General features: G+C 63.1%; 21 protein-coding genes. 8 read left to right on the top strand and 13 right to left on the bottom strand.

The genetic code is table 11. The features are described from left to right. Position 1: 1 nt before the first annotated feature. A complete protein-coding gene (locus JQ567_RS14955) occupies positions 2-2,755 on the top strand; it encodes a type I secretion system permease/ATPase (RefSeq protein WP_212439529.1) in 2,754 nt (917 codons plus the stop codon). Then, complete coding sequence (locus tag JQ567_RS14950) at positions 2,742-4,169, top strand: HlyD family type I secretion periplasmic adaptor subunit (protein WP_212439528.1); 1,428 nt, start codon at positions 2,742-2,744, stop codon at positions 4,167-4,169. The genes JQ567_RS14955 and JQ567_RS14950 overlap by 14 nt, the downstream gene beginning before the upstream one ends. A 150-nt stretch (positions 4,170-4,319) precedes the next feature. Here JQ567_RS14950 and JQ567_RS14945 read toward each other — a convergent pair whose 3' ends face one another. The 10 genes from JQ567_RS14945 to JQ567_RS14900 all read right to left on the bottom strand — a co-directional run bounded on the left by JQ567_RS14945 (position 4,320) and on the right by JQ567_RS14900 (position 18,033). After that, positions 4,320-7,064, bottom strand: coding sequence for a hypothetical protein (locus JQ567_RS14945; protein ID WP_212439527.1), 2,745 nt, complete (start codon positions 7,062-7,064; stop codon positions 4,320-4,322). A 103-nt stretch (positions 7,065-7,167) separates the two neighbouring features. Then, positions 7,168-7,770, bottom strand: a complete 603-nt coding sequence (locus JQ567_RS14940; protein ID WP_212439526.1) for a DsrE family protein — start codon at positions 7,768-7,770, stop codon at positions 7,168-7,170. Between the two features lie 661 nt (positions 7,771-8,431). Continuing rightward, on the bottom strand, positions 8,432-9,490 hold the full coding sequence (locus tag JQ567_RS14935; protein ID WP_212439525.1) for a TAXI family TRAP transporter solute-binding subunit: 1,059 nt from the start codon (positions 9,488-9,490) through the stop codon (positions 8,432-8,434). A 299-nt stretch (positions 9,491-9,789) separates the two neighbouring features. After that, positions 9,790-11,454: a thiamine pyrophosphate-dependent enzyme gene (locus JQ567_RS14930; protein WP_212439524.1), complete on the bottom strand. Its 1,665-nt coding sequence runs from the start codon at positions 11,452-11,454 to the stop codon at positions 9,790-9,792. 32 nt (positions 11,455-11,486) lie between these two features. After that, positions 11,487-12,374, bottom strand: a complete 888-nt coding sequence (locus JQ567_RS14925) for a branched-chain amino acid aminotransferase (RefSeq protein WP_212439523.1) — start codon at positions 12,372-12,374, stop codon at positions 11,487-11,489. Positions 12,375-12,398: 24 nt separating this feature from the next. Continuing rightward, entirely contained in the window at positions 12,399-13,277 is an 879-nt protein-coding gene (locus JQ567_RS14920) for an acyl-CoA acyltransferase (protein ID WP_212439522.1), read from the bottom strand. A 101-nt stretch (positions 13,278-13,378) separates the two neighbouring features. After that, positions 13,379-14,467 carry a homoserine O-succinyltransferase gene (locus tag JQ567_RS14915; RefSeq protein WP_249165471.1) on the bottom strand — a complete coding sequence of 363 codons (1,089 nt, stop codon included), beginning with the start codon at positions 14,465-14,467 and terminating at the stop codon, positions 13,379-13,381. Further along, positions 14,468-15,742, bottom strand: a complete 1,275-nt coding sequence (locus tag JQ567_RS14910; protein WP_212439521.1) for an O-acetylhomoserine aminocarboxypropyltransferase/cysteine synthase family protein — start codon at positions 15,740-15,742, stop codon at positions 14,468-14,470. It lies immediately after the preceding gene. A gap of 83 nt (positions 15,743-15,825) precedes the next feature. After that, positions 15,826-16,779: an amino acid--[acyl-carrier-protein] ligase gene (locus tag JQ567_RS14905; RefSeq protein WP_212439520.1), complete on the bottom strand. Its 954-nt coding sequence runs from the start codon at positions 16,777-16,779 to the stop codon at positions 15,826-15,828. 27 nt (positions 16,780-16,806) lie between these two features. Continuing rightward, positions 16,807-18,033, bottom strand: a complete 1,227-nt coding sequence (locus JQ567_RS14900) for an acyl-CoA dehydrogenase family protein (protein ID WP_212439519.1) — start codon at positions 18,031-18,033, stop codon at positions 16,807-16,809. Between the two features lie 243 nt (positions 18,034-18,276). Between JQ567_RS14900 and JQ567_RS14895 the strand changes: the two genes are divergently transcribed. From JQ567_RS14895 to JQ567_RS14875, 5 genes are all read left to right on the top strand, one after another. Next, positions 18,277-18,546: an acyl carrier protein gene (locus JQ567_RS14895; protein ID WP_212414112.1), complete on the top strand. Its 270-nt coding sequence runs from the start codon at positions 18,277-18,279 to the stop codon at positions 18,544-18,546. Positions 18,547-18,710: 164 nt separating this feature from the next. Continuing rightward, on the top strand, positions 18,711-20,528 hold the full coding sequence (locus JQ567_RS14890) for a long-chain-acyl-CoA synthetase (protein ID WP_212439518.1): 1,818 nt from the start codon (positions 18,711-18,713) through the stop codon (positions 20,526-20,528). 42 nt (positions 20,529-20,570) lie between these two features. Beyond that, positions 20,571-20,816: an acyl carrier protein gene (locus tag JQ567_RS14885; protein WP_212439517.1), complete on the top strand. Its 246-nt coding sequence runs from the start codon at positions 20,571-20,573 to the stop codon at positions 20,814-20,816. Further along, a complete protein-coding gene (locus JQ567_RS14880) occupies positions 20,803-22,188 on the top strand; it encodes a fatty acid--CoA ligase family protein (RefSeq protein WP_212439516.1) in 1,386 nt (461 codons plus the stop codon). Before JQ567_RS14885 ends, JQ567_RS14880 begins: the two co-directional genes overlap by 14 nt. Continuing rightward, on the top strand, positions 22,181-22,909 hold the full coding sequence (locus tag JQ567_RS14875) for an SDR family NAD(P)-dependent oxidoreductase (protein ID WP_212439515.1): 729 nt from the start codon (positions 22,181-22,183) through the stop codon (positions 22,907-22,909). Before JQ567_RS14880 ends, JQ567_RS14875 begins: the two co-directional genes overlap by 8 nt. Before the next feature lie 13 nt (positions 22,910-22,922). Here JQ567_RS14875 and JQ567_RS14870 read toward each other — a convergent pair whose 3' ends face one another. After that, on the bottom strand, positions 22,923-23,279 hold the full coding sequence (locus tag JQ567_RS14870) for a hypothetical protein (protein ID WP_212439514.1): 357 nt from the start codon (positions 23,277-23,279) through the stop codon (positions 22,923-22,925). A gap of 257 nt (positions 23,280-23,536) precedes the next feature. On the opposite strand from JQ567_RS14870, the gene JQ567_RS14865 reads away from it, so the two are divergent. Next, a complete protein-coding gene (locus JQ567_RS14865; protein ID WP_212439513.1) occupies positions 23,537-23,971 on the top strand; it encodes a cupin domain-containing protein in 435 nt (144 codons plus the stop codon). A 226-nt stretch (positions 23,972-24,197) separates the two neighbouring features. On the opposite strand, the gene JQ567_RS14860 is transcribed toward JQ567_RS14865, so the two are convergent. Together JQ567_RS14860 and JQ567_RS14855 are read right to left on the bottom strand one after the other, a co-directional pair. Beyond that, entirely contained in the window at positions 24,198-24,617 is a 420-nt protein-coding gene (locus JQ567_RS14860) for a DUF6647 family protein (protein ID WP_212439512.1), read from the bottom strand. 65 nt (positions 24,618-24,682) lie between these two features. Then, on the bottom strand, positions 24,683-24,892 hold the full coding sequence (locus tag JQ567_RS14855) for a hypothetical protein (protein ID WP_212439511.1): 210 nt from the start codon (positions 24,890-24,892) through the stop codon (positions 24,683-24,685). Positions 24,893-25,346 lie beyond the last annotated feature (454 nt).

Raw genomic sequence — 25,346 nt, 5'->3', positions numbered from 1 at the left:
CATGGCGATCCAGAATGGAAATGCCCACGCCGCAGATCTGGGGTTTCGAGCCCTGGCTCTGTTCCTACGGATTCACGGCGTAAACGCCGCGCCCGACCAGCTCCGCGATCGATGCGGAAGCAATGCAATCGGCATCAGCGCAATGCTGCGCTGCGCGCGCGAGTTTGGCGTCAATCTCGGTTCGCGGACGACCCATTGGAAGCGACTTGCGGGCATCCAGCTGCCTGGAATCGCATCGCTGCATGACGGCGGATTTCTGCTTCTCGGAAAGGTCGACGACAGGGGTGCGCTTGTGCTGCATCCGGCCTGGTCAAATCCCAGGGTGATGACGCGCGCGGAATTCGAAGAAATCTGGGACGGCCGTTTGATCCTGCCCGGACCTCAGACCGTCGTTAATCGGGCACTTCATGCACTCGCCGGCACCAGCACCCGCGGAGTTGACTTGGCTCGACGTGCCGGGGACGTCCTGGTGCGTGCCCTCGGGCCTTTGATGCGTACGGGCGATATCCTGATGCGCACGCGCGATACCTTGATGAAAGCCCGCGATACCTTGATGCGTGGACGTTTCGCCGCTCGAGGCGATATTGCTTCCCCGCCGGTAAGCACCGAATTCGCGGTGGCGAGTACCGAATCCGACAATGCCGATGAATCCGCGCTCATTGCGCTGGCGATATTGCTGCGTAGCCATGGTATCGCGGCCGACCCGGGTCAAATCCGCCATCGGGTAGGCGCAGCGCGCGTAGGTGTTACCGAAATCCTGCGCTGTGCCAAGGATTTCGGGCTCAAGGCACGGGTACAGAGGACGAGCTGGAGCCGGCTTGCGGTTACTCCGCTGCCGGGAATCGCCGTGCTGCGCGACGGCGGATTTCTGATCCTCGGCAAAGTGATCGACGGCAATCTCCTCGTTCAGCGCCCGTTGTCGCCCCGACCCGAAACAATGACGCAGGACGAACTGGAGGCCATCTGGGACGGCGACATCATCCTGATGGCCCGGCGCGCGAACCTCACGGATCTCTCCCGGCGCTTCGATATCGGCTGGTTTGTCGGCGCAGTCCACAAGTATCGCAGCCTGCTCAGCGAGGTGCTGGTCGCCTCCTTCTTCATTCAGGTCTTTGCCGTCGTCTCACCGCTGTTCTTCCAGGTGGTCATCGACAAGGTGCTCGTGCATCGAAGCATGAGCACGCTCGACGTTCTGATCATTGGCCTGGTCGCTCTCACCGTCTTCGAGGCCATTCTCGAAACGCTGCGCGTCTATCTATTCGCGCACACGACAAACCGTATCGACGTCGAGCTCGGCGCCCGGCTGTTTCGTCACCTGATGGCGCTGCCGATCGCCTATTTCCAGACCCGCCGCGTCGGCGATTCGGTGGCACGCGTCCGCGAGCTCGAGAATATCCGCCAGTTCCTGACGAGCTCGGCGCTTACGCTGGTCATCGATCTGCTCTTCACGGTCGTTTTCCTTGCGGTAATGTTCTACTACTCGACTACGTTGACGCTGATCGTCCTGGCGTCCTTCCCGTTCTATATCGGGATCTCCGCAGGAGTTGCGCCACTGTTTCGCCGGCGCCTCGATGAGAAGTTCAATCGCGGATCCGAGAATCAGGCCTTCCTGGTCGAGAGCGTCACGGGCGTCGAAACCCTGAAGGCCATGGCAGTCGAGCCGCAGATGCAACGCCGCTGGGAGGAGCAACTTGCCGGCTATGTGGCCGCGAGCTTCCGCGTGCTCAGCCTGAACAACACGGCGAGCCAGGCAGTCCAGATGATCAACAAGCTGGTCATCGCGGCAATCCTTTACTTCGGCGCCAGGCTGGTGATCGGCGGGGAGCTGACGGTCGGCGAGCTCGTCGCGTTCAACATGCTGGCCGCGCGCGTCAGCACGCCGGTGCTGCGGCTCGCACAGATCTGGCAGGATTTCCATCAGGCCCGGCTGTCGATCGATCGCCTCGGCGACATCCTCAACACCCTACCCGAGCCGAGCTTCAATCCTGGCCGCGCCGCACTGCCGGCGATCCGCGGCAAGGTCACATTCGAGCACGCGACCTTCCGCTACCGCATCGACGGTCCCGAGGTGCTGCACAACGTCTCCTTCAGCGTCGAGCCCGGCCAGGTCGTGGGCATCGTGGGCTCCTCGGGCTCGGGCAAGAGCACCATCACCAAGCTGATCCAGCGCCTCTATGTGCCGGAGAGCGGACGCGTGCTGGTCGACGGCGTCGATCTCGCGATGGTCGATCTGAGCTGGCTGCGACGACAGATAGGTGTCGTGCTGCAGGAGAACGTGCTCTTCAACCGCTCGGTTCGCGAGAACATCGCGCTCGCCGATCCGTCCATGCCGATGGAGCGGGTCATCGAGGCGGCATCGCTCGCCGGCGCTCACGACTTCATCCTTGAGCTGCCCGAGGGATATGACACCGTGGTGGGCGAACGCGGCAGCAGTCTGTCCGGCGGGCAGCGCCAGCGTATCGCGATCGCGCGCGCACTTATCACCGATCCGCGCATCCTCATCTTCGACGAGGCGACAAGTGCCCTGGACTACGAAAGCGAGCGCGCCATCCAGCAGAACATGAAACAAATTTCTGCCGGAAGGACCGTCTTCGTCATCGCGCACCGGCTCTCTACCGTGCGCAATGCGAACCGGATCATCACGATCGAGCACGGTCGGATCGTTGAGGACGGCAGCCATGATGAGCTGATCCGCACGAACGGTCGTTACGCGAACCTTCACTATTTGCAGGCTGGTATCCATGACGTCCGCTAACCGAAACGTCGTTGCATTTCCGAGAGCCGAAGTTCGCCGACGCGAGAGCGAAATTGCGTTCCTGCCGGCGGCTCTCGAAATCACCGAATCGCCTCCGTCGCCGATCGGGCGTGCGATCGGGGCGAGTATCATCGCACTCTTCTGCGTCGCGCTGGCTTGGGCCTCGCTCGGCAGCGTCGATATCGTCGCTTCCGCGACAGGCAAGATCGTGCCGGGTGGGCGCACAAAGCTGATCCAGCCGTTCGAAACGGGCGTTGTCCGCGCCATCCAGGTTCGCGACGGACAGCGTGTCAAGGCCGGTGACGTCCTGATCGAGCTCGACCCGACGATGACGGAAGCCGACCAGGAGCGCCAGAAGAGCGATCTCCTGGCGGCCGAGCTCGAGGTCGCGCGGCTGCGCGCGGCACTGGCGGCGGATCCGCTCGCCGCCTTCCGGCCGCCGCAGAGCGCAAGCGCCGCCGAGGTCGAAATGCATCGCCAGTTCCTGATCAGCCAGCGCGCCGAACAGAACGCCAAGCTCGCGGAGATCGAGCGCCAGCTAGGTCAGAAGGAAGCGGAACGGGCGACCACGTCGGCGAGCGCGGCGAAGCTGCAGGCGACGATACCGGTGCTGCAGGAGCGCGTCGACATCCGCAAGGGCCTCGTCGAGAAGGCATTGGCCTCGAAGGTCGTCTATCTCTCGGAGTACCAGGAACTGGTCGGCCTTCAGCAGGACTTCCTCTTGCAGCAAAGTCGACTGCTCGAAGCCGACGCAGCCACCGCGCTGCTGAAGGAAACGAAGGAAAGGACAGCAGCGGAGTATCAGCGCACGACCTATGACGCACTCGCGAAGGCCGAGCAGAAGGCTGCGAACGCCGCGCAGGAGGTGGTCAAGGCGGATCGGCGCACGAAACTACAGCGCTTGACCGCACCGGTCGACGGCATCGTGCAGCAGCTTGCGGTTCATACGGTGGGCGGCGTGGTGACGCCGGCACAGGCGCTGGCCGTGGTAGTTCCGAGCGACAGCCAGCTCGAGATCGAGGCCATGCTCTCCAATCGCGACATTGGCTTCGTTCATCCGGGACTGAAGGCCGAGATCAAGGTCGACACCTTCAACTTCACGCGTTATGGGCTCCTTCATGGCGACGTGCTCAGCGTGTCGTCGGATGCCATCACGCGCGACAGGCCACAGAGCGGCTCGAGTGACCGGGGATCGGGTACAGCGCAGAGCAGCAGTGAGCCGAAAGGTCAGGAACTGGAATATGCCGCGCGCATTTCGCTCGACCGTCCGCACATGCAGGTGGAGGACAAGCTCGTCCAGCTCGGCCCCGGAATGGCGGTGACGGTCGAAATCAAGACTGGCACGCGCAGGATCATCAGCTACCTTCTGTCGCCACTGGCGCGATACAAGCAGGAGTCGCTGCGAGAGCGGTAGACGTAGCGGAACACCATCGATGAGCGTTGCGGGCAACTGGAGGCGGACAGTTGCCCGTAAGGCGCTGCCCGCTTTCGAACGAAGCAGGTGCCGGGAGATGCTGGCCGTGGAGCCGATTGCGCGGATGTCGCCGGTCGATTGGCATAGGCGCTAGCGACGCAGCGCCTCCAGCCGCGCTTTCGCCTCCTGGATTCCTGCGGCGTCGGCCCTTGCATAGAGCCCCTGCGCCTTGCTCGCATCGCCGCGCGTGCCCTGAGTTTTCCATTTCGCAAGGATCAATGGGTCGTAGGTTTCTGCCAGCGCGAAGCTCGCCTGGGCGCTGCCCATCTCGACGGCGCGCTCGAGTACAAGCCGCGCCGCGCCTATGTCGCCCTGCCGGAGCAGCGCGGCCGCGCGCGTAACCAACCCTGTCGCCACCGCGGCTTGCTCGGAATCGAGCTGAGCATCGCCACGCGAGGGCGCCGCTGGTGCCCACTCGGCACGCGCCTCTGCAAGATCCCGCTGCAACCACGCCGGCCGCTCGCGCTGGTCCTGTGCCGATTTGCGAGGCAACGGCGCGCCGTTTGCAGCCGCCTCTCTGAGTTCCGCCGCTTCGCCTCCAGCTTTGCGGGCTTGCGCCTTGTACGCATAGATCGCGCTCCGCGTCATCGAGAGGCCTTCAAGCAAATCGGCCGTTTCGTGCTCTTTTTGCGTCGATCGCCTCAACTCCGCGGCACTGGCTACCGTCGCCTGCTTCCGCCGTGTAACTTCCTCGTCGGCCTTTGCCGCCAGCGCGGTCTGGGCCTCGACATCACGCCGCGCCGCCGCTAGATCCTGCTCCAGCCGCGCGGACCGCTCGCGCTCCTGTTGCAGGGACTTCTGCAGCTCCGCCGCACCGCTCTCCGCCGCCGCTTTCAACCGGGAAGTTTCCGCGCCTGCTTTCGTCGCCAGCGCGGTCTGGGTCTCGACATCACGCCGCGCCGCTGCCAGCGCCTGCTCCAGCCGCGCCGATCGCTCACGCTCCTGTTGCCGGGACTTCTGCAGCTCCGCCGCGCCGTTCTCCCCCGCCGCTTTCAGCCGGGAAGTTTCCTCGCCCGCCTTCGTCGCCAGCGCGGTCTGGGTCTCGACCTCGCGCCGCGCCGCTGCAAGCTCCTGCTCCAGCCGCGCGGATCGCTCATGCTCCTGTTGCCGGGACTTCTGCAGCTCCGCCGCGCCGCTCTCCCCCGCCGCTTTCAGCCGGGAAGTTTCCTCGCCCGCCTTCGTCGCCAGCGCGGTCTGGGTCTCGACATCACGCCGCGCCGCTGCAAGCTCCTGCTCCAGCCGCGCGGATCGCTCACGCTCCTGTTGCCCGGACTTCTGCAGCTCCGCCGCGCCGCTCTCCCCCGCCGCCTTCAGCCGGGAAGCTTCCTCGCCTGCTTTCGTCGCCAGCGCGGTCTGGGTCTCGACGTCACGCCGCGCCGCTGCAAGCTCCTGCTCCAGCCGCTCGGATCGCTCACGCTCCTGCTGCCGGGACTTCTGCAGCTCCGCCGCGCCGCTCTCCCTTTCCTGTTTCAGCCGGAACGCTTCCTCACCCGCTTTCGCCGCCAGCGCGGCCTGGGTCTCGACGTCACGTCGGGCCACCGCCAGATCCTGCTCCAGACGTGCAAACCGCTCGCGCTCGTCCGGAGCGGATTTGCCAGGCGACGGCGCGCCGTTTGCTGCTGCTTGCCTGAGTTCCGCCGCTTCGTCTCCAGCTTTGCGGGCCTGAGCCTCGTATGCATAGATCGCGCTCCGCGACAGGGAGAGGTCTTGTGCCAGCGCGTCGGCCCTTGCGCGCGACTGCCTCAGTTCGGCAGCCCCGGCCTCCGCCGCCTGCTTCCGCCGCAAAACCTCCTCGCTTGCCTTTGCCGCCAGCGCGGCCTGGGTCTCGAAATCACCCCGCGCTGCCGCAAGATCCCGCTCCAGCCGCGCGGACCGCTCGCGCTCCTGGTGCAGGGACTTCTGCAGCTCCGCCGCGCCGCTCTCCCCCGCCGCTTTCAGCAGGGAAGTTTCCTCACCCGCTTTCGTCGCCAGCGCAGTCTGGGTCTCGACATCATGCCGCGCCGTCGCCAGATCTTGCTCCAGCCGCGCGGACCGCTCGCGCTCCTGTTGCAGGAACTTCTGCAGCTCCGCAGCGACGCTCTCCCCCGCCTGTTTCGACCGGGAAGCTTCCTCGCCTGCCTTTGCAGCCAATGCGGTCTGGGTCCCGACATCGCGTCGCGCCGCCGCGAGATCCTGCTCCAGCCGCTCCGCCCGCTCACTCGCCTGTTGCAGGGAGTTCTGCAACTCAGCCGCACCGCTCGGCGCAGCCTGCCTCACGCGCGCCTTCTCTTCGACCGCTTTGGCCGTCAGCGCGGCCTGGGTTTCGACATCGCGTCGCGCCGCCGCAAGACTCTGCTCCAGCCACTCGGCGCGATCGCGCTCCTGCTCGAGACGTTGCAGCAACTCGATGTCGCGCCTTGCATTGGTGAGTTCGCAGGACAGGCTTTCCGCCCAGTGAAGTTCCTGTTCCGGAGACTGCCTTATGTCGCCGATCGTCGCTTGTACAACCTGCACCGATTTGTCGTTGCCGGCTCGGCCTGGCGGCAAGGCTACTAAATCGCCCTCACCTTCCGTTCCAACAGAATCGAGATTGCGGGCAGCCGTCACTTGCTGCGCATCCGCCAACGGTCGCTCTCGATCGGGGGACGCCTGCGTTTCCGACGCCCATGTCATTGCGAGCATGGCGGCGGCCATCCACAGGGGCCCGGATCGTCCGGGCGCAGGCAGCCGCCTCATTGTCCTTTGCATTGTCTTCTGCGCAAACGGCGTCGTGTCCGAATCGATGCGCGACGCATTTGCGATATCGGAGACGGTATTTGATCCGTCACTGAGAATAACTGTGCGGTCCATCTGCAATCACCCGTCGCTTGGCGATGCGACCTGTTCAGGTCGCGCTATTATGCGCTCCGCCGCTACGCAAATCCTATAACTCGCATGGGGGCCCCCCACCCCTTTCGGGTTAGGGTTTTACATAGGACCACCCCTTCTCCTGCAGCTCCATCACGCGCACGACGCCTGACTTCACCACCTCCGCCTGACGAACAATCGGGATGTCCTTGTTCTCGGCCTTGTGCATTCTTTCCTGAGTATTGCCGCAGGCCTTGAACGATACCTCCGGCGTACTCAGCGCCATCTCCTCGATACGGGCCTTTACCGGCGATGTGTCATCGCGCAGCATATGCAGGCCGGGCCCGAACGTGACGACCTCGATTTTCACCTTCTCGCCGGCATCCTTGTAGTATTGCGCAACGTTCGTTGCGTTGTTGAGCGCGAGATTCATGGCGGCGGGGTCGTTCGTGTTCACCTGCAAAATCAAACGGTGCGCTTTGGAGTCGGGTGCAAGCCGAGCGTTTGCGGCGAGAGGGGATCGGGCCCTTTTAGGTGTGGTGGCTTTGTTATGTGTGGTGGCTTTTGCTGCAATGCGCTGATGGTGCGTAGCGGGCTCCGTCGTTGTCGGCACCCAGTACCGTCCGCCTTGCTCCGCCGCAGCGAATGGCGCGGCGAACAGTACCGTTGCGCCTGCCATGGTGATTACCCGCGCAATATATTGAAACATGCTCATGATGCCTCTCCTATCAATACACGTCATTGGACTGCTCATCCGTTGGGTTTCGTGGCTGGATGTGGCCACCTGCACACAGTGGCCATCTTCGCACGCACCGCCTCCAACCCGCCTAGCGAGAACACTGCATCCAGAGCAGTCCCCATCCGGGATGTAAGGTGAATACTGAGGCTTCCACTGTCCGGAAGGGACTGCAGCAAGCGAACAACGTCGCCCCCGAACGCGACTCCGATTCCGGACGTCGGCACGGCAGCCGCGATCTGCAGCCCCTGACCGTCGTTGACGCGATAGGAAATCGCATAATCGCTGCCGCGACCGGGAACGCCGGGCCCGGCGACCACCAGTTCGCTCCGCCCGCCGCGGCAGCGAATCGAAAGCTTCACTCCGGATTCGCCTGCACCATCGCGTGACGATGTTGTGGCGGTAGCGACCGGTGAATAGTCGACGGGTGAGATCGTCACGCTGATGATCCAGTTGTTTCCCTGGTTCGCCTGACGAAGCGCGGTAGTCCGCGGCGCCTTCTCGGGGCACTCCAGGCCTTCTGCGCGTTCCGTCGGGGAACAATCGTGAAGCTGCGCTGTCGGATGATCTTGTGCCCCTTGCGCCAAAGCAATGCCGCTTGCGAGCGCGATTCCAGCCACGAACCGGACGGCCACGCGTCTCATTGCGATGGATGCGTAGCGCGCGGCTCGCGATCGAGCCACGCCTGCGCTGCAGGGAAACGCGCAAGACCAGGAACGGTAGCCGCGAGATTGATCGATTTCCACTTCTGGTCGAAGCCCGGCTGCTGCAACTTTTCAATCCGCGAGAATAGATAATCCACAAAGCGCGCAAGGCGCTCAAAGCGGTTTGATTTGGCTGGAAAGTTGAACGCGACCAGAGCGGTCGGCACCGCAATAGTCGTTACGCGTTCGCCCTGCTTGATCAGATTGGGGTATTCTGCGGCATCGAGCGCGGCGGGAAGATAATAGTCCTCGAACTTTCTGTCATAGGGGACGGGCAAGAACTTGAACCCTGACTCCCAGCGGCCGCGCACGAAAGCATCCACCGGCTTCGAGGTAATGAAGACGACCGCGGCCATCTCGCCCTTGCGCATCTGCTCGAGCGCGATCTGATGCGGGATGAAGGTCTTTTCCACATCGAGACCAAGGCGACTGAAGATCAGCGGCCCCGAATAGGCTGCCGCGGTGCCCTGAGTATTGAAGTTCACCTTCTTGCCGACGAGATCGTTCAGGCTCTGAATCTCGGGACGAACGAAGATATGAAGTTCGGACGGAAACAAGTTCAGCACATAGGCCAGCCGTTGCTGAATATCGGGCACCTGGCTCTTGTATTCCTCAAGCACGTCGGAATTGATGATGGCAGCATCGATGCCGCGCAGATAAAGCAGTGAATTCACGTTTTCCGTGGCCCCGCGCGTCACGATCGGAAGAACGTGCAGTTTGTCACCATCATCCACGACGCGGGCTACTTCAGCCGCCAGGCGGATGGGCGCGCCCTCAAGAAGACCTCCGGCGAGGCCAACGGTCCAGGCGTTCATCGTCACTTGCGGCTTTAGCGGCGGTGCCTCACGTCGCAACTGACGAGTAGCAGGTTGCGTCTGTGCATCCACGTCGGACAGCTGAATGATCGTGAGCAGCGGGGCCAGCGCCGCCAGCACAAGCAGCTTGCGCAATGCAGCCTTTGCGTTCCGCGCCCCATCTGCAATCACCTGTCCCATGGTGATATCCTTTTCTAATCCGGCATTACGCAGTTCATGCACTTCGCCTGCGCATCCTATTCCCTGCACGGAGGAACCACACCTACCCTTCCGGGCTATGCTCTGCGCGGAGCCCTCATCATGTGAACAGATGGAACGGCGCGAATTGGTTTGGTATCGGCTCTCGCGCGTCATCCCCTCTCACCATTCCGGTTTTCAATGCGCAGCTGATATCCGTAGGTACCCCTTCAGAGGTACACCTAGCGGGGGACAATCAGGATCATTGGGCGCTCGTGGCCTGAGGACCGCAGATAAACAGCCTACCGGCGCTCCGATGCATCAACGCGCGCAGCAGCGAGGGATCGATCGAGCGTTTGGCTTACATCAGATCGAACTTCGATCACTACGGGGCCCTTGGCCGACATTGCTTCCGCAACGACCTCGGTTGCCTGCGCCGCGTTCGTGATCGTATAGCCCTGCGCGCCGAATGCGCGGGCAAGGGCCGCAAAGTCGGGGTTGGACAGGTCCGTACCGCAAGGACGTTTCGGAAACGCTTTCTCCTGATACGAACGGATGGTGCCGTACGATTGGTTGTTGGAGATCACAATCTTGATATTGAGCCGGCGGGCAACGGCAGTTGCCAGCTCGTTCCCGGTCATCAGGAAACCGCCGTCTCCGCAGAACGCGATCACCTGATTGTTCGGATGGCGAAGGCTCGCGCTCAATGCAGAAGGAACACCACTACCCATCGCGCCGCAGGCGGAGCCAAGCAGTCGGGCCGACGGCTGGAAGCGGAATATGCGATGTACCCAGGCGGCGAAGTTACCGGAGTCGGTCGTCACGATACCATCTGCCGGGAAGCGTTTGGCGATCGCCGCCACGGCATGTCCGAAGACATCAGCGCTGGGGATAGCCGGCTCGGGCCATGCGTGCACCGCCTCTCGGGTTTTCGCCACGGCTTCGATCCACCCACCGCGCTCGCGCGACACGACCGGCAAGTCGAGCCAGCATCTCAAGAACGGATGCGCCGACGCGACGATTGGAAGATCCGTATGAAAGTGGGTCCCGATCGCATTCGGATCGGGATAGACGTGAACCAGAGGCTGAGACGTCGGCGATTGTCGCGGAAAACGAAAGCCCAGGGAAGACAGGTCGCCGAGCCGCGTTCCGATCGCAACGATCAGATCCGCTCGCTCAAAGAGCTCAACATGCGCTGGCGACGTGAAGAAGCCAAGCTGTCCAATCCAGAGCCGGTGATCGTTCGGAAACTGATCTTGCATCTTGTTGGTGGCCGCGACCGGAACGTTCCAGCGCTCGCTCAGCGCGATCAAGTCCTTACGAAATTCCGCGGTTCGACACTCTCCTCCGACCAGCAGAATCGGTCGCTCCGCCTTGCCAAGCAAGACGGTTGCCTGTTCCACGGCGGCTCGACTGGGCTCGGCTCGCGCGACGCCGTGAACCCTGGCGGAGAGCAGACCCGCCTCCATCTCCAGCACGTCTTCAGGAAGCTCGATCACCACCGGTCCGGGCGTGCCGCCAAGCGCCGCGGAAAATGCCCGCGCCATCATCTCGGGCACCTGGGCCGCCGAATCGATTCGAGTGGACCACTTGATAAGGCCACTGAACGCCCGCCCCGTATCGATCTCCTGCACTGCGTCACGATTCAGCTCAGCCGTGCCGACCTGACCAACCAGCAATACGAGGGGTATGGCCTCCTGGGAAGCTACATGCAGGCCAAGCGCCGCGTTGGATGCGCCCGGCCCGCGGCTTACCATCACCACGCCGGCCCGGCCGGTGAGCTTGGCGTCGGCAACTGCGGCAAGACTCGCGCTTCCCTCGTGGCGGCAAGTGACGAGATCGATCTCATCGCGTTCGTACAGAGCGTCAAGGAGCGCAAGAAAGCTTTCGCCGGGCACGCTAAATGCCCGGTCGACGCCGTGCGCGATCAGAGAATCCACGAGTAGATCGGCAACTCGAAAAGCCATGCGACACGATCTCGGTTGGAAGGTCATCATCATCACGCCGCAAGCTTTACCGCGTGCGCAAATTCCCAATACAGCTTTCGCGCGCGCGCATAGAACGGCCCGGGCGTGAGCGGCCGGTCGTCGATCCGGATCACCGGCGCAACTTTGGCAAAATTGCCGCTTGAAAAGATCTCGTCCGCGGCAAGGAAATCGGCATAGCGCAGCGTGGCCTCCACCACGGTGACGCCCGCTCCGCGCAAGAGTTCGATCACCCGCTGCCGTGTGATGCCGTTCAGGAACGTACCGTTCGCCGCCGGCGTGTAGACTACACCGTCTTTCGCCATGAACACGTTGGCATTGCCGAACTCCGCGACGTTACCCAGCATGTCCAGCATCAGGCAGTTCTGGAAGCCGCGCGAGGCGGCCTCAATCAGCGCGCGCGAACAGTTCGGGTAGAGACAGGCGGCCTTGGCATCGACCGGCGCGCATTCGGCGGTCGGTCTGCGGAACGGCGAGAGAGTGATCGCGTTGCCGACAGGCTTCGGTAGCGGCGCTTCGTAGATGCAAAGGCACCAGTCCATCGTCTCCGGGTCGAAGAGCACGCCGCCGCCCACACCATTCTGCGGCCAATACATCGGGCGAACGTAGAGTTCGGCATTGGGCGGGAAGTGCGCGATACCTTCGCGCGCCAGACCCAGCCACGTGTCGAGATCGACGATCGGCTTGAGCCCGAAGTTGAGCGCGGATTGATTGACGCGGGCGCAATGGCGGTCGAGATCGGGCGTAACACCTTCGAAGGCGCGTGCGCCATCGAACACGGTCGAGCCGAGCCAAAGCCCATGGGTGCGTGGCCCCATGATCGGCACATTGCCCTCGCGCCACTGGCCTTGGAAGAATGTCCATGTCTGCGAATGGCTGACGGACTTGCTGTTGGGAATCATGACGGCTCTCCATTGGCAGCAGAGTTACGGTCCATAGATCACCAGCTCGGTATCCGACAGATCGGCAAGCCGGGGACACCGCGGACCCTTGAAGTATTTGCGGCCGCGCTCTCCCCTGTAGAACCCGGCCAGATCCTTCATGGGGCCGTTGGCGTCGAGGGCGACCAATATCCGGCCGCGCCGGAGCAGGAAGTGGCCGATGGCGCCGGCGCAGGCGACATAGTCGGCCACATCGGGGCAATAGATCAGCCGCATCGCTGGCAGGGGGATCCCGCGTTTGCGCATCGGCTGCAGGACGAAGGGGTACCCGCGGCCGTCGCCCGCGCGGCACACCAGGCTTAGGCAGCCGTAGGCCGCGTGCCGCGCGAGCAGCGCCACGTCGGCGTCGGACAAGCCGTCGACCGCATGCGCGCCCTGCTGAACGACTTCGACGCGCATACTCTTCGGACGCGACAGCGCCGGAAAGGAGAAGAACAAGCCGCCGCAATAGGGGCGGAATCCCTGGGCCTCAATGGTCCGCCAGGTCGAGAAGGCCGGGCTGATGTTGACGTATGTGACGCGCTTGTGGCGCTGCGCGACGCTGGTCAGCATGGGGGCGTAGTTGCGGAAGGCAGGTTCCACATACCAGCTGGAGAGATTGCAGCGGATCGAGGTCCCGCCGCCATCGTCCCGTTCCGTGTAGATCAACAGCAGAACACCGACGGGCATTCCTTCATGGTCGAGCATGTACCCGAAGCGGGGGAAACCATCGGGTACCTCACGCACGGAAGCGCGCCGGAGCCCGTCCATCCAGTAGTCGCGCGAACGGCGGGCAAAGCCGCGCGTCAGAAGATCGGCGATGGCAGCAAGATCGGCTGGTCCTATCTCGCGGCATCGGATCACGGTCCGAACTCCATCATACAATCCGCTCCCGCTTCTTCGTCGGCAGGTCGGCGAGCGAGAGCCCGGCTAGCGGACCGCGGCCATTGCTCCGGTTCTCCATGTTGCCCGGACGCACCCATGATCTAAGCCGCGGCAGGTCTGGGCCTCGTTCGATAACTTCCGTTGAAGGCAAACGGCTTTGAGCGTCCAGCTCGCTGCGAGGCCATGTACAGCAGCCAGTTGCGGTATATGCGCCTGGCCGGCGGATGCCAGACGTTTCTCAGATCCTTCGCCAGTTGGTCGACCGGGAAATCGGCGAAAAGCTCCGGACTTCTGTCGGAAAGGGCTTTCCGCCGGAAGGCCGTTAGAATCTCTTCCGCCTCCGAGACGAAATAGCCTCTCGGTATCGTCGGACAGACCTCACTCTCTCCCCGGAGGAAACGACCCATGTCCCTTCTGAATTCAGCCAACAGGCTATGGGTGTCGTACTCCGGATGGCCCTGGAAATGGACGAAGAGGCTCTTCCTCTGTTGCTTGACGAAGCAGTCGACGCCGGCCTCAGCCGACTTGGTGAGAACGGAATATCCGCAGCTCTCGACAGCCCCCTCCTGCACCTCGTTCCACCGGGCGTGCGGTGTTCTGAAGGTCGCCGGAACGTTGCGCATCAAGGGATGATCTCTCGTCTTCGTTTGAGCGAAGACGCCGATGCATTTGGCAGGCAGCTTGTGGCGCTCTACACCATCCAGGTGCAGGACGGCCCCATGGACGGCCAGACAGGAAAACACCGAAGAAACGGTGCTCTCCCTGGCCCAGTCGATGATTTGGACGAAGGTGGACCAGTATGGTTCTTCCGTCAGGCTGGCGGCTCTCGGTTCGGCGCCGGTCACGATCACTCCGTCCAGGCTCCTGTTCAGCAGATCGTCGGTGCCGCGGTAGTAGCGACGCACGTAATCGCGCCCCCAGTCCGAACGCGGCGTCGTCTCCATCGTGTAGAAATGCAGCCTGACCAGGAGCTCTCCGGCCGCCGCGCCGAGCAGGTCGAACAGCTGGCGCTCGGTGGACATCAAGGCGGCATCTGACATGTTGTTGATCAGCCCGATATCGAGGCATTCCTTCCGGTTTCCGGGGGACTCAGCGCCGCTTCCGTTCCGCGCTCTTGAGAAGAGGTGGTGTTCGTACGAGTCTATATTTACTAGGACGGGCATCGGAATGCCTTCATGGTTGACCTGCATTCAATCTGCGGCACGGAGCGCCTGATCGAGGTCGGCGATGATGTCGTCGGCGTGCTCGATACCAACGCTCAGTCTGATCATCTCGGGCCGCACGCCGGCCCGTTCCTGCTCTTCGGGCGACATTTGCCGGTGGGTGGTCGATGCCGGGTGACAGGCAAGCGATTTCGCGTCCCCGATATTGACCAGCCGCTTGAACAGTTTCAGCGCGTCGTAGAACCGCTTGCCGGCCTCGAACCCTCCGGCCACGCCGAAGGTCAGCAGCGAACACGCGCGGCCGCCCAGATATTTCTGCGTCAGCGCGTGATAGGGGCTATCGTCAAAGCCCGCATAGTTGACCCATCCGACGCGGCGGTCGTCGCGCAGAAACCGCGCGACCTTCTCGGCATTCTCGACGTGCCGTTCGATCCGCACCGCGACGGTCTCGATGCCCTGGAGCAGCAGGAAGGCGTTAAAGGGCGCCAGGATGGAGCCCGTGGTCCTCTGGGAGACGGCGCGGCAGCGAGCGATGTAGGCGGCGGCCCCGTAGCGCTCGGTGAAGACCAGCCCGTGGTAAGATTTCTCCGGCTCGTTCAGCATCGGAAAGCGCCGGCGATGCTTCGCCCAAGGGAACCTGCCGCTATCGACGATGATTCCGCCGAGCGTGGTGCCGTGCCCGCCCATGAACTTCGTCAGCGACTCTACCACGATGTCCGCTCCGTATTCGATCGGTCTGAGCAGAATCGGGGTAGGAACCGTGTTGTCGACGATCAGCGGCACGCCATGCCTGTGGGCGACCTCGGCTATCGCTTCGATGTCGCAAACGTTTCCGGCCGGATTTCCTACGCTCTCGCAGAACACCGCACGCGTATCGTCGTCGATCAGTCTTTCCATGCTCGCCGGACTGTCGTCTTCCGAGAACCGGACCGTGATGCCCTGCCTCGGCAGGATGTGCGCGAACAGCGTATGCGTGGTGCCGTAGAGCTGCGGGACCGAGACGATGTTGCTGCCCATCTCCGCGATGTTGACCACCGCATAGTTCACCGCGGCCTGGCCACACGCCACGCTGAGCGCCTCGACGCCTCCTTCCATGGCGGCAACGCGCTTCTCCAGCACCGCGTTGGTCGGATTGCCGATCCGGGTGTAGCGGAAGCCGTCCACTTCGAGGTTGAAGAGCGCGGCGCCATGGTCGGCGCTGTCGAAGGCGTACGAGGCGGTCTGATAGATCGGCACGGCGACGGCTTTGGTGGTCGGATCGTTGTCGAAGCCGCCGTGGACGGCGATGGTCTCTCTTTTCATGGAGGTTGGCCCTTCGGCTCTTCGGTCGAGGGCTACCTCGGGAGTTCGTTGGTGCATCGCAGTTCCTCGAATGCCGAAGTCGTCTAACGATCGTCCCGCGGGAAGCCGAGCAGGTCCCGCACCGCGGTCGGCCACCTCGCGACGGTTTTGCCGTGGGTATGGAACATGGCGACAGCGAGACGATCCATTCCGAAGGCCACGCAAGCGGTATGGGCCGGCTCACCGGTCGCGTCCGCAATGCCCCAGGCGGTGCCGAAGTGATCGCGGTGATAGTTGAAGCTCATGCATGCAGTCGGTTGCTCCTCGGAGCGCAGGGGCACCAGCAACTCGAATTTCAGCGACTGCTGCTTTTGGCTCACCGCCATCATCTGGCCGACCCGGCCGAAGAACGGATCGCTGGCGTAGTCGACCCTGAAGGTCAGCCCGAGATCGCGGGCGATCTCCTGAGCGAGCACCATCCAACGCTCCCGAAACGCCGAGACGTGGTCGGGGCTGCCGATGCAAACGTATTCGCGCATCCTGAAGGACTGCAGCCGGTCGAGATGGCGCGAGGGCTCGCGACGGAAGCAATCGGCGGCCACGTCGAAGGATAAGCCGCCCGCCGGCAAGGGACCCCGGCTCGCCGCGATCGGATAGACCGGATAGCAGGCGGCCGGCGACAGCACGAGGTCGGCCGGTGAAAGTGACATGGTCCAGTCGCCGCCGGCATCGAAACGGCTGACCGCCGCGTCGATCTCACTTTCCGTGCCGTGCAGGCCGCAGACACAGCCGAGCAGGTTCGGAAAGCTCTTCAGATAGCCCGACCTCTCAAGCTGCGTGCGGTTCATGACGGGCGGAAAGCGCATCACCTCGGTGTCCGGTTCGCGGTGCCGCGTGATCAGCGCCGCGAGCCGCTCCACGACGTCTTCATAGAGCGCGGTGCGGCCATAGACACCCGGAGAGCCCATCTTATGGAACAGCACGTCGGCAAGATGGTCCAGCGGATCAGCCTGAGACGGAGTGGGTTCCGCCGGTGCAGCAAACATGGCTACGTTCATATCAACCCCATTTCTTCGAGAAAAAAATCAATCGCGCAGTGACGCCGGGACGGCGCTCATCAGAGTGGCGCTACCCATGCTGGCAAGGATGCGATCGTTGTTGATCATGATCGGAGCCGACAGCACGTCGCGGAGGTGGCGGCCGACGCTGACATCGGTGTCGTTGCGATAGCCGGACAGGCCGCACGCGCGCATCGCATGCATGACGACCGCGACCGCGAGTTCGGAGGCCTCCACCTTGAGAAGGTTGATCGAGGACTGGAAGTCGATGGACGCAAGCGCGCGCTCGTCTTGCTCGCGGGCCGCAAAAGAGTCGAGGTTCGCGGCGATGATGGCGCGCAGTTTCGTCAGAGTCATCTTGGCGGCGGTAAAATGCGGCGCGCCGGGAGGCAGGTTGCCACCGGCCCCGCGGGCGGCTTTGCGGATGAAGAGCTGCGCCCGGTCGACCGCTGCGGCCGCGATTCCCGCCCAGACCGACGACCAGCACAGGTGCGCGACGGGCGTCATGGTCTGCGCATGGATCTTTTCGTATGCCACGGGGAATATCTGTTCCGCGGAGCCCTTGAAGCTCAGCTTGAAGCCGGCGCTGCAGGTGCCACGCATGCCGAGCGTCTCCCATGCGAGAGTTTGCTCCAGCGTGTAGTCGTCCCGTGTGATGGCCAACAGTACCTGATCGGATCCGGTGGCGTCGTCGGCGCGGCGAGCGATGGTTACGATGCCGTCCGCCTCGGCGCCGTAGGAAATCACCGTTGCGTCACGCACCAGCGAGATCTCGGCGCCCTCGCGCTCCACCGCGGCCGAGCTGAAGCGTATGTTTCCGCCGTTCTGGCCTTCCGTGGTCGAAGACGCCAGGAGCAGTTGTTCGGCCGCCACGCGGCGCATGAGCCTTTCGTGCCAACTGCTGCCCGCGCCGTGACGAACCAGACAGGCGATCTTGGTCTGATGCATCGCGAAGATCATCCCGGCCGAGGCGCAGGCGCGTCCGAGCGCGTAGCACATGTCGGCCACCTCGGAAATCGACGCGCCGTCGCCGCCGAACTCGATCGGGATCTGGGCGCCTAGAAGTCTCTCCTTGCGCGCTGCGTCAATGGCCTTCAGCGGGAAGCGCGCCTCGCGGTCGACCGCTTCGGCCTCCGACGCCGCAGCCTCCGCGACGGCGGCAGCCCGCTGCTGGAACGAGGCGCTATCGGGAGAAAATGGTACTCGGCTGCTTTCCCGGGCGAGGCTGCGGAACTGGACTTCCTGCACATTCATGGCCCAACGGCTCCCATTTGTTTGATGGTCGGAGACCCGAACCGGGTCGAGATGAATTCCGCGCGAGTTCGATGGCGGCAATCTAACCGACCGCAGTTGCGGAGTCGGCGGCGCAAAGGTGGATGTTGCCGAGAACGTGCTCCCAAGCGGGGTACCCCCGAAGTGGAGCTACTGACCTGAGCTGCAGTCAGGTATCGTCACGCCGATCATGATCTGCCCCGTCACGCGATGAGTGGAGCTGAAATGCAAGACTTTGCCGCAAACGTCCAAGAGCGTGTTCTTTCCGTCGTCAGGAACGTCCTCGCGCAGAACGCTATCATCGCGGATGTCCACCCGGAATCCCGGCTGGTGGATATCGGACTGGACTCGATGGATATGGTCGCGCTGATGCTCAAGGTCGAAGCCGAGTTCGATCTCACCCTTCCCCAGCCCGAGATCACGCCCGAGAATTTCCAATCGGTGAAGACGCTGGAGGTTATGATCCTCAACCAACTCGGCCCCGGGACGGGATGAGGGAGTTGGACAGAGATGCGTCTTGGGCGATCGAGCGAAACCTTATCGACAGTGATCGCAAGGTCGCGCCCGGTCCGGTGCGCCTCGTCGCTCCTTCCGCCGCAGCTCTACCGCTTCGCGACCTGGTCGGCGCGAACAACGATCGAAAACATCTGGGTCAGATCATGAAAGCAGGCGCAGTTCAGCGGGCGACTGAAAGCGGCGACCCGCGACACAGACCGTCTGCCACCAAAGCCTGGCTGAAGGCCATCGAACTGACCTCGCGGATCGAGGCCGAGCCGCAACGGCTATTCGCCGACGTCGTTGAAGAATGGGCGAAACGGCAACCCGAACGCCCTGCACTGCTCTCGGACCGCCAATCCTTCACCTACGGGGAGCTCAGCGCCCGGATCAGCCAATATGCGCGTTGGGCGCGGAGTCTGGGCATCCGCGCCGGCGACACCGTCTGTCTGCTGATGCCGAACCGGCCGGAGTACGTCGCCTGCTGGCTCGGCATCAGCAGCGTTGGCGGTACGGTGGCGCTAATCAACACCCGGCTGGTCGGCCGGTCCCTCGCCCATTGCATCGACGTTGCGCGTGCCGACCACATCGTTGTTGCCGCCGATTGCATGAATGCGTTCGAAGCCGCACGTCCGCACCTGGATCGCGTGCCCCAAATGTGGAGAATCGGTCCCGGCAGCGCTGGCGCCGACCTGGATGCGGCGCTCGCCGCCGCCGATCCGCGTCCGCTGTCCTCCGTCGAGCGCGGCGACGTCACGATCAATGAACGCGCCCTGCTCATCTACACCTCGGGCACCACGGGACTGCCAAAGGCGGTAAATGTCAGTCATCGCCGCATCCTCAGCTGGGGAGGATGGTTTGCCGGGCTGACAGACGCTTCCATCCACGACCGCCTTTACGATTGCCTGCCGCTCCATCATTCGGTGGGCGGTGTCGTCGCGCCTTGCAGCATGCTTCGCGCCGGCGGTTCAGTCGTGATCGCCGAGAAGTTCTCCGCAGAGGACTTCTGGGATGACATCATGTATTTCGACTGCACCGTCTTCCAGTATATCGGTGAACTCTGCCGCTACCTTCTGAACGCACCGGCGTCCGGGCTAGAGGTCGGACACGGGCTGCGGCTGGCCGTCGGCAACGGATTGCGCGGCGACATCTGGGAGGCGTTCGCGAAGCGGTTCGCGATTCCGCAGGTCCTGGAATTCTACGCCGCGACGGAAGGTAATTTTTCGCTATTCAACTTCGAAGGAAAACCCGGCGCAATCGGCCGTATCCCGCCGCTGCTGGCGCATCGCTTTCCCGCCTCGATCGTGAAGGTCGATGCCGACAGCGGCAGCCCGATCCGCGGCGACGACGGGCTCTGCATCGCGTGCACGCACGGCGAGGTCGGCGAGGCAATCGGGCGCATCGGCACCGCAGATCGGGGCGGCGGACCTTTCGAAGGCTATACAGAGCCGGCCGAGACCGAGAAGAAGATTCTCCGCGACGTCTTTGCGGAAGGCGACGCCTGGTTCCGGACTGGCGATCTGATGCTTCGGGACCAGCAGGGCTACTTCTATTTCGTCGACCGGGTCGGCGACACCTTCCGTTGGAAGGGCGAGAACGTCGCGACCAGCGAGGTGAACGACGCGATCATGGACTGCCCCGGCGTTCTTGACGCCTCAACCTACGGGGCCGTCGTCCCCGGCGCCGACGGCCGCGCCGGCATGGCGGCCTTGGTCGTGGACCAGCGTTTCGATCTTGGGATCTTCGCGGAACACCTGTCGCGCCGGCTCCCGGTCTATGCCCTTCCGGTGTTCGTCAGGTTCTGTGGGGAGCTCGACGCCACCGAGACCTTCAAGAAAAACAAGCAGCGGTTGATCCGCGAGGGATTCGATCCTTCCGTCGTGAGCGACCGGCTGTTCCTGCGCGATCCGGCGACCGGCGCCTATCGTTCGATCGACCGGGCCGCCTACGCGCGCGTCGTGGAGGGCGGAATCAGGTTTTAGGGTCGGCTCAAAAAGCCGCTTTTTTGAAGAAGTGAGGTGTACATGTCGGTAAAGTTGAGGATTTTCTCGGCGATGCAGCAGATCGCTGAAGAGCAAAAGGTCACCCTTCCGCCGCTCCGGGACGATCTGCCGCTGCAGGACACCGGGTTCGATTCTCTGGCATTCGCGATCCTGGTCGCGCGGCTGGAGGACGATCTCGGCATCGATCCGTTCACCATCGCGGAGGACGCCGCCTTCCCGTCGACCGTCGGCGAATTCATCAGAGTCTACGAGAATGTCCCAGCCTGACGTCTTAGCGCTGCGCGAATATCTCGGCCCGGCGCTGAAGGGCCGCACGATTTCCGATGCCCGGCACGTCATATCGCTGACCGACATTCTCGGGTACAGCTGTCTGATCGGCAGATTTCGCGAGCTGTCCGGCCGCTCGGTGCTGCTTGCGACGTCGGGACAGCTGCAGTCTGCGCTCGCGATGATCGAGCTCGACGGCGTCGCTCGCCGCATGCTTCTGTGCCCGCCCGACCTCGATCCGGATCACATCGAGGCCCTGCTTGCGAATGCCGAGATCGACGCCATCGTGACCGACAGGCCGCTGCACCGATGCGATGATGGCGCGTACCTGGTCGTCGGCGCCGGTCTGCCTGAACAGCCGGGTGCGGGATGGAAGACCGAACGCGCGACCGAGTGGCTGATGCTGACCTCGGGCACATCCGGGCCGCCCAAGATCGTCGGCCATACGCTCGACGGGCTGGCCGGCGCGATCATCGCCGACGGAGCTGCGCGCTACCAGAACGCTACCTGGGCGACGTTCTACGACATCCGTCGCTACGGCGGCCTGCAGATCTTCCTGCGCGCGGTGATCGGCGGCGGATCGATGGTGCTGTCGGAGCCCAGGGAAGCCATGGTCGATCACGTAGCACGTCTGCGTGCGGGCGGCGTCACCCACATTTCCGGGACACCGTCGCACTGGCGCAAGCTCCTGATGAGCAGCGCGGTCGCGGACTTCTCGCCACGCTATGTCCGCCTGTCCGGCGAAATCGCCGACCAGGCGGTGCTCGACGGCCTCGCCCGGGCGTTTCCGCATGCGTCGATCGGCCATGCCTATGCTTCGACCGAGGCCGGCGTTGGCTTCGCGGTCAACGACGGGCGCGAGGGTTTTCCCGCCGACCTGATCGGGCGGAACCGCGACGGCGTCGAGATGAAGGTCGTCGACGGCTCGCTTCGGATCCGCTCTCACCGCACGGCGCGCGCCTATATCGGCACCGACGCGCCGCAGCTCACCGACGCCGAGGGCTTTGTCGACACCGGTGACTTGGTCGAACTGCGCGACGAGCGCTACTACTTTGTCGGCCGGCGCACCGGCATCATCAACATCGGCGGGCTGAAGGTCCATCCCGAGGAGGTTGAGACCGTGATCAATCGGCACGAGTCCGTGCGAATGTCGCGCGCGCGGTCGCGCAGAAGCCCGATCACTGGCGCCATCGTGGTCGCCGACATCGTCCTCGCTGACGGCACCGACGCTGGTCGCCACGAGACGATCCGTACGGAGATTCTCAGCCGGTGCAACGACTCGCTGGCAGCATACAAGGTGCCTGCGGTGATCCGCTTCGTCGAGCGGCTCGACCTCACGGCGGCCGGCAAACTGACGCGCGCCGATGCATAATGTCCTCGTCACTGGCGGCAGTCGCGGCATCGGGCTTGCGATTGCGCGCAGGCTTGCCGCATCCGGCGACTACAATGTGGTGGCGGTTGCGCGCCGCGAGAGCGAGGAGCTGGGACGGGCCATCCGCGACGCGGGAGCGGAGCGCCTGCACTTCAGGGCGTTCGATCTCGGCCAGACCGACAAGATTCCCGCCTTCGTGAAGGAGCTGCGCGACGCCTTCGGCGCGATCTACGGCCTCGTCAACAATGCCGGGATCAGCGCCGAAGGGCTGCTGGCCAACACGCGCAATTCCGAGATCGAGGCGTTGATCCGTCTGAACGTGCTGTCGCCGATCGTTCTGACCAAATACGTGGTGCGCCATATGATGGCCGACGGCGCCGGGCGCATCGTCAACATCTCCTCCATCATCGCCTCGACCGGCTACAACGGCCTGTCCGTCTACGCCGCGTCCAAGGCAGCGGCCGGCGGATTCACCCGTTCGCTGTCCCGCGAGGTCGGCAAGCTCGGCATCACCGTGAACGCGATCGCGCCCGGCTTCGTCGACACCGAATTGACCAAGTCCCTGGACGACGACGGCCGCCGGCGGATCGCCGGCCGCAGCGCATTGCGCCGCCTGCCCGAGGCCGACGACATCGCTTCGATGGTCGAGTATCTCCTGGGCGAAGGCGGCCGGAACATCACCGGCACTGTGCTGACGGTGGACGCCGGCAACACCGCCTAGATGTAGCCGGCCCTCACCTCCGCCTACCCTGACATGCCGGGAAGTAGCGGCTGAAAACTTCCTGAACAGCGATCAGACTGCCAAGCTGGCCCTCCAGCTCCTGCACGCGCTTTTCGCCGGCTATCATCTGCGATTCGTATTCTTTGATCATGGACGCGTCCTTGGCATCCCGGGTCAGATATTCCTCGTAGTCCGTGCCCGCGGCAAAGGAAGCCAGATCGCGGGCCGCATCTACTCGCCCACGCAACGCGTCCCTCTCCTTCTGAACTGACGCAACCGCGGCGGTAATCGCGGCCGAAATCGAACCGAACCGTTCGCTATCGGTCTGAGCATCGCGCTCAGTGGAACGGACCTTGAAACCTCGAATCATAGCCGGTCTCCTTGTCACACCAGCTTCGTCGCATCATCGCCCCTTTTCGCCGGGCGCCAGCTCGCATTCTAACTTCATCTCGAGTTTCGACACGGCGCCTGAGGTGCCTCTTTAGAGGTAACCCGCGTTGAGCGACCACTCTTCATTCTTTTTGGGATAATCTAATCCATCCGTCTCGCGAGAATTAGCAATCTGCAACTCGCGGGGCCGGGACGCTGTTGAGCCGTGCCCACTTATTCAATCCGCTGAGGTGATCGATGCCGCTTGCGCTTATTGAAACCGGCCATTTGAACGTGGATCTCAAGCCGTCGCCGATCGAGCCATCCTGGATCCTTGAAGGCAACCCGGAAGCCCGCTCGCATGTGCTGTCGACGAGCGCGGACGGCGCTGCCACAACCGTGATCTGGTCCTGCACTGAGGGCAAATTCAACTGGTACTACGATGTCGACGAGACCATCGTAATCCAGGAAGGATCGATCGTGCTTGAGAGCAAGGGCATGCCACCGAAACGTTACGGCGTCGGTGACGTGATCGTTTTCCACAACGGTGCCCACGCCAAATGGCATGTCGAGGGCTATGTGAAGAAGGTCGCCGTCTTCCGCCAGACCAGTCCATTCCTGCTCGGTTTGGCCGTTCGCGCCGTCAACAAGCTGAAGCGGACGTTCTTCGTCCCCCGTCAGTTGGCTTCCTGATTGCTGATCGCGACCTTCACCGGCCACAGCCTCAAGGACGTCGAGGCCATTCTCGATGCGCATTGTCTCGGCCGCGATGTCCGGCGCGCGGAAGCGGCAGTGCTAATCATCGCTCGCCGTCCAGGCGCGCGCCTTGGCCAGGTCCGACCCGTTGGCTACGATTACAATGTCATCAGGGGTCTTCCGCGTTGCGGTAGACGCAGCCGTCGATGCGCGATGTCCACCCCTATGACCCATCACGACAGACGCTTAGCATGTAGATGCCAAGCCCGCTTATCCCGATCAGGGCGTAGGGATCTTCCACCCCTTGTTCTCGCAGCCATTTGATTTGCAGCTCATAGGCCTGGCGTTCGTAAGCGGCAATACAAGGTAGGTCCATGTTGTTGGACCTCTGCACATGGTGCACCAGTTCGTGCAGTAGGGCGCTCTTCTGCCTGAGATCATCGGGTCGCCATGCCTGCGGCAGGTAAATTGCACCTTCGGTGCGATTATAGAGCGCTTGCAACTCCAGCCCGCTATTTTCCGGCGTGCCATATCGCATAGCCATTTCCGTTGGCGTTACGAAATGGATCGGCGGATGATCGGGAACCGACAAACCAGTCTGGGCAATAATCCATGCAATGTAGGTGGCGATCAGACTATTCAAAGCGCGTCCTCATTTTGGAAGGTGGCGGACACGGAGTTGGTACCTCCGGAGGTGAGATCGTCCGATCAACCACCATTGGAAAAGCCGAATGTCATGTCGTGAAAATTCTCCACCGGAAGATTTTTGATCTGACGGTGCATCTCGGAGACATCGATGCTCACGCGTTCGGTGGAGCCGACGTCCGCCGCAACAGTCGGAGCGGAGAAGAAAACCAGCTTCAGGCCGAATCCAACCAGGATGCCTGTCGCGATCGCGATAGCGGGATGGGTGCGCATAATGGTTCTCCGATTTTTGCGACCGGAATGTCCCGGCACGACGGCACGTGAAACCAATTGAAGTCTGTCGCCGGCGCTAGCCAGGCGTCACGGAGGCGTTCCTTACTCGAAGGTCCGCGATCAGGAGCCGGTGTTGATGGATGATGCGCGCCGCCCTAAGGCGCCTCGATTGATGAAGAGCGTTCAGGAAGGCCGCAAAAATCGATCTGAATCTGGCTGCGGGTCCGCAATTTGTATCGAAAGGAAGTTCCGTCGGAATCTCGGCGGCTCCCATGAAATTGCGCTGTTGAAGTGACATCGCTTGCTCCTGGCATTTGTGGCTTCGTGCTGCGCGGTTGCGCCGTATTCCCACGCATCTTTGGGGCGAGATTTTCGCGGTCGCAATGTTCGGCACCTCGCTGGCGTGACAGCACTTGAAGCCTGTCGCCGTCGTCATCGGCGTTAGCCTGGCGTC

The sequence above is a fragment of the Bradyrhizobium sp. AUGA SZCCT0431 genome, assembly GCF_018131065.1.
Taxonomy (GTDB): Bacteria; Pseudomonadota; Alphaproteobacteria; order Rhizobiales; family Xanthobacteraceae; genus Bradyrhizobium.
The sequence above is the reverse complement of the archived record's forward strand: the minus strand, read 5'-3'. Positions and strand labels throughout refer to the sequence as shown.

Coding starts and splice junctions, on each gene's coding strand:
- JQ567_RS14895 (WP_212414112.1), top strand. CDS start 18,277: ATGCAAGACTTTGCCGCAAACGTCCAAGAGCGTGTTCTTTCCGTCGTC.
- JQ567_RS14930 (WP_212439524.1), bottom strand. CDS start 11,454: ATGGCTTTTCGAGTTGCCGATCTACTCGTGGATTCTCTGATCGCGCAC.
- JQ567_RS14870 (WP_212439514.1), bottom strand. CDS start 23,279: ATGATTCGAGGTTTCAAGGTCCGTTCCACTGAGCGCGATGCTCAGACC.
- JQ567_RS14880 (WP_212439516.1), top strand. CDS start 20,803: ATGTCCCAGCCTGACGTCTTAGCGCTGCGCGAATATCTCGGCCCGGCG.
- JQ567_RS14900 (WP_212439519.1), bottom strand. CDS start 18,033: ATGAATGTGCAGGAAGTCCAGTTCCGCAGCCTCGCCCGGGAAAGCAGC.
- JQ567_RS14925 (WP_212439523.1), bottom strand. CDS start 12,374: ATGATTCCCAACAGCAAGTCCGTCAGCCATTCGCAGACATGGACATTC.
- JQ567_RS14935 (WP_212439525.1), bottom strand. CDS start 9,490: ATGGGACAGGTGATTGCAGATGGGGCGCGGAACGCAAAGGCTGCATTG.
- JQ567_RS14905 (WP_212439520.1), bottom strand. CDS start 16,779: ATGAACGTAGCCATGTTTGCTGCACCGGCGGAACCCACTCCGTCTCAG.
- JQ567_RS14915 (WP_249165471.1), bottom strand. CDS start 14,467: ATGCAGGTCAACCATGAAGGCATTCCGATGCCCGTCCTAGTAAATATA.
- JQ567_RS14910 (WP_212439521.1), bottom strand. CDS start 15,742: ATGAAAAGAGAGACCATCGCCGTCCACGGCGGCTTCGACAACGATCCG.
- JQ567_RS14950 (WP_212439528.1), top strand. CDS start 2,742: ATGACGTCCGCTAACCGAAACGTCGTTGCATTTCCGAGAGCCGAAGTT.
- JQ567_RS14865 (WP_212439513.1), top strand. CDS start 23,537: ATGCCGCTTGCGCTTATTGAAACCGGCCATTTGAACGTGGATCTCAAG.
- JQ567_RS14875 (WP_212439515.1), top strand. CDS start 22,181: ATGCATAATGTCCTCGTCACTGGCGGCAGTCGCGGCATCGGGCTTGCG.
- JQ567_RS14855 (WP_212439511.1), bottom strand. CDS start 24,892: ATGCGCACCCATCCCGCTATCGCGATCGCGACAGGCATCCTGGTTGGA.
- JQ567_RS14890 (WP_212439518.1), top strand. CDS start 18,711: ATGAAAGCAGGCGCAGTTCAGCGGGCGACTGAAAGCGGCGACCCGCGA.
- JQ567_RS14955 (WP_212439529.1), top strand. CDS start 2: ATGGCGATCCAGAATGGAAATGCCCACGCCGCAGATCTGGGGTTTCGA.
- JQ567_RS14885 (WP_212439517.1), top strand. CDS start 20,571: ATGTCGGTAAAGTTGAGGATTTTCTCGGCGATGCAGCAGATCGCTGAA.
- JQ567_RS14940 (WP_212439526.1), bottom strand. CDS start 7,770: ATGAGCATGTTTCAATATATTGCGCGGGTAATCACCATGGCAGGCGCA.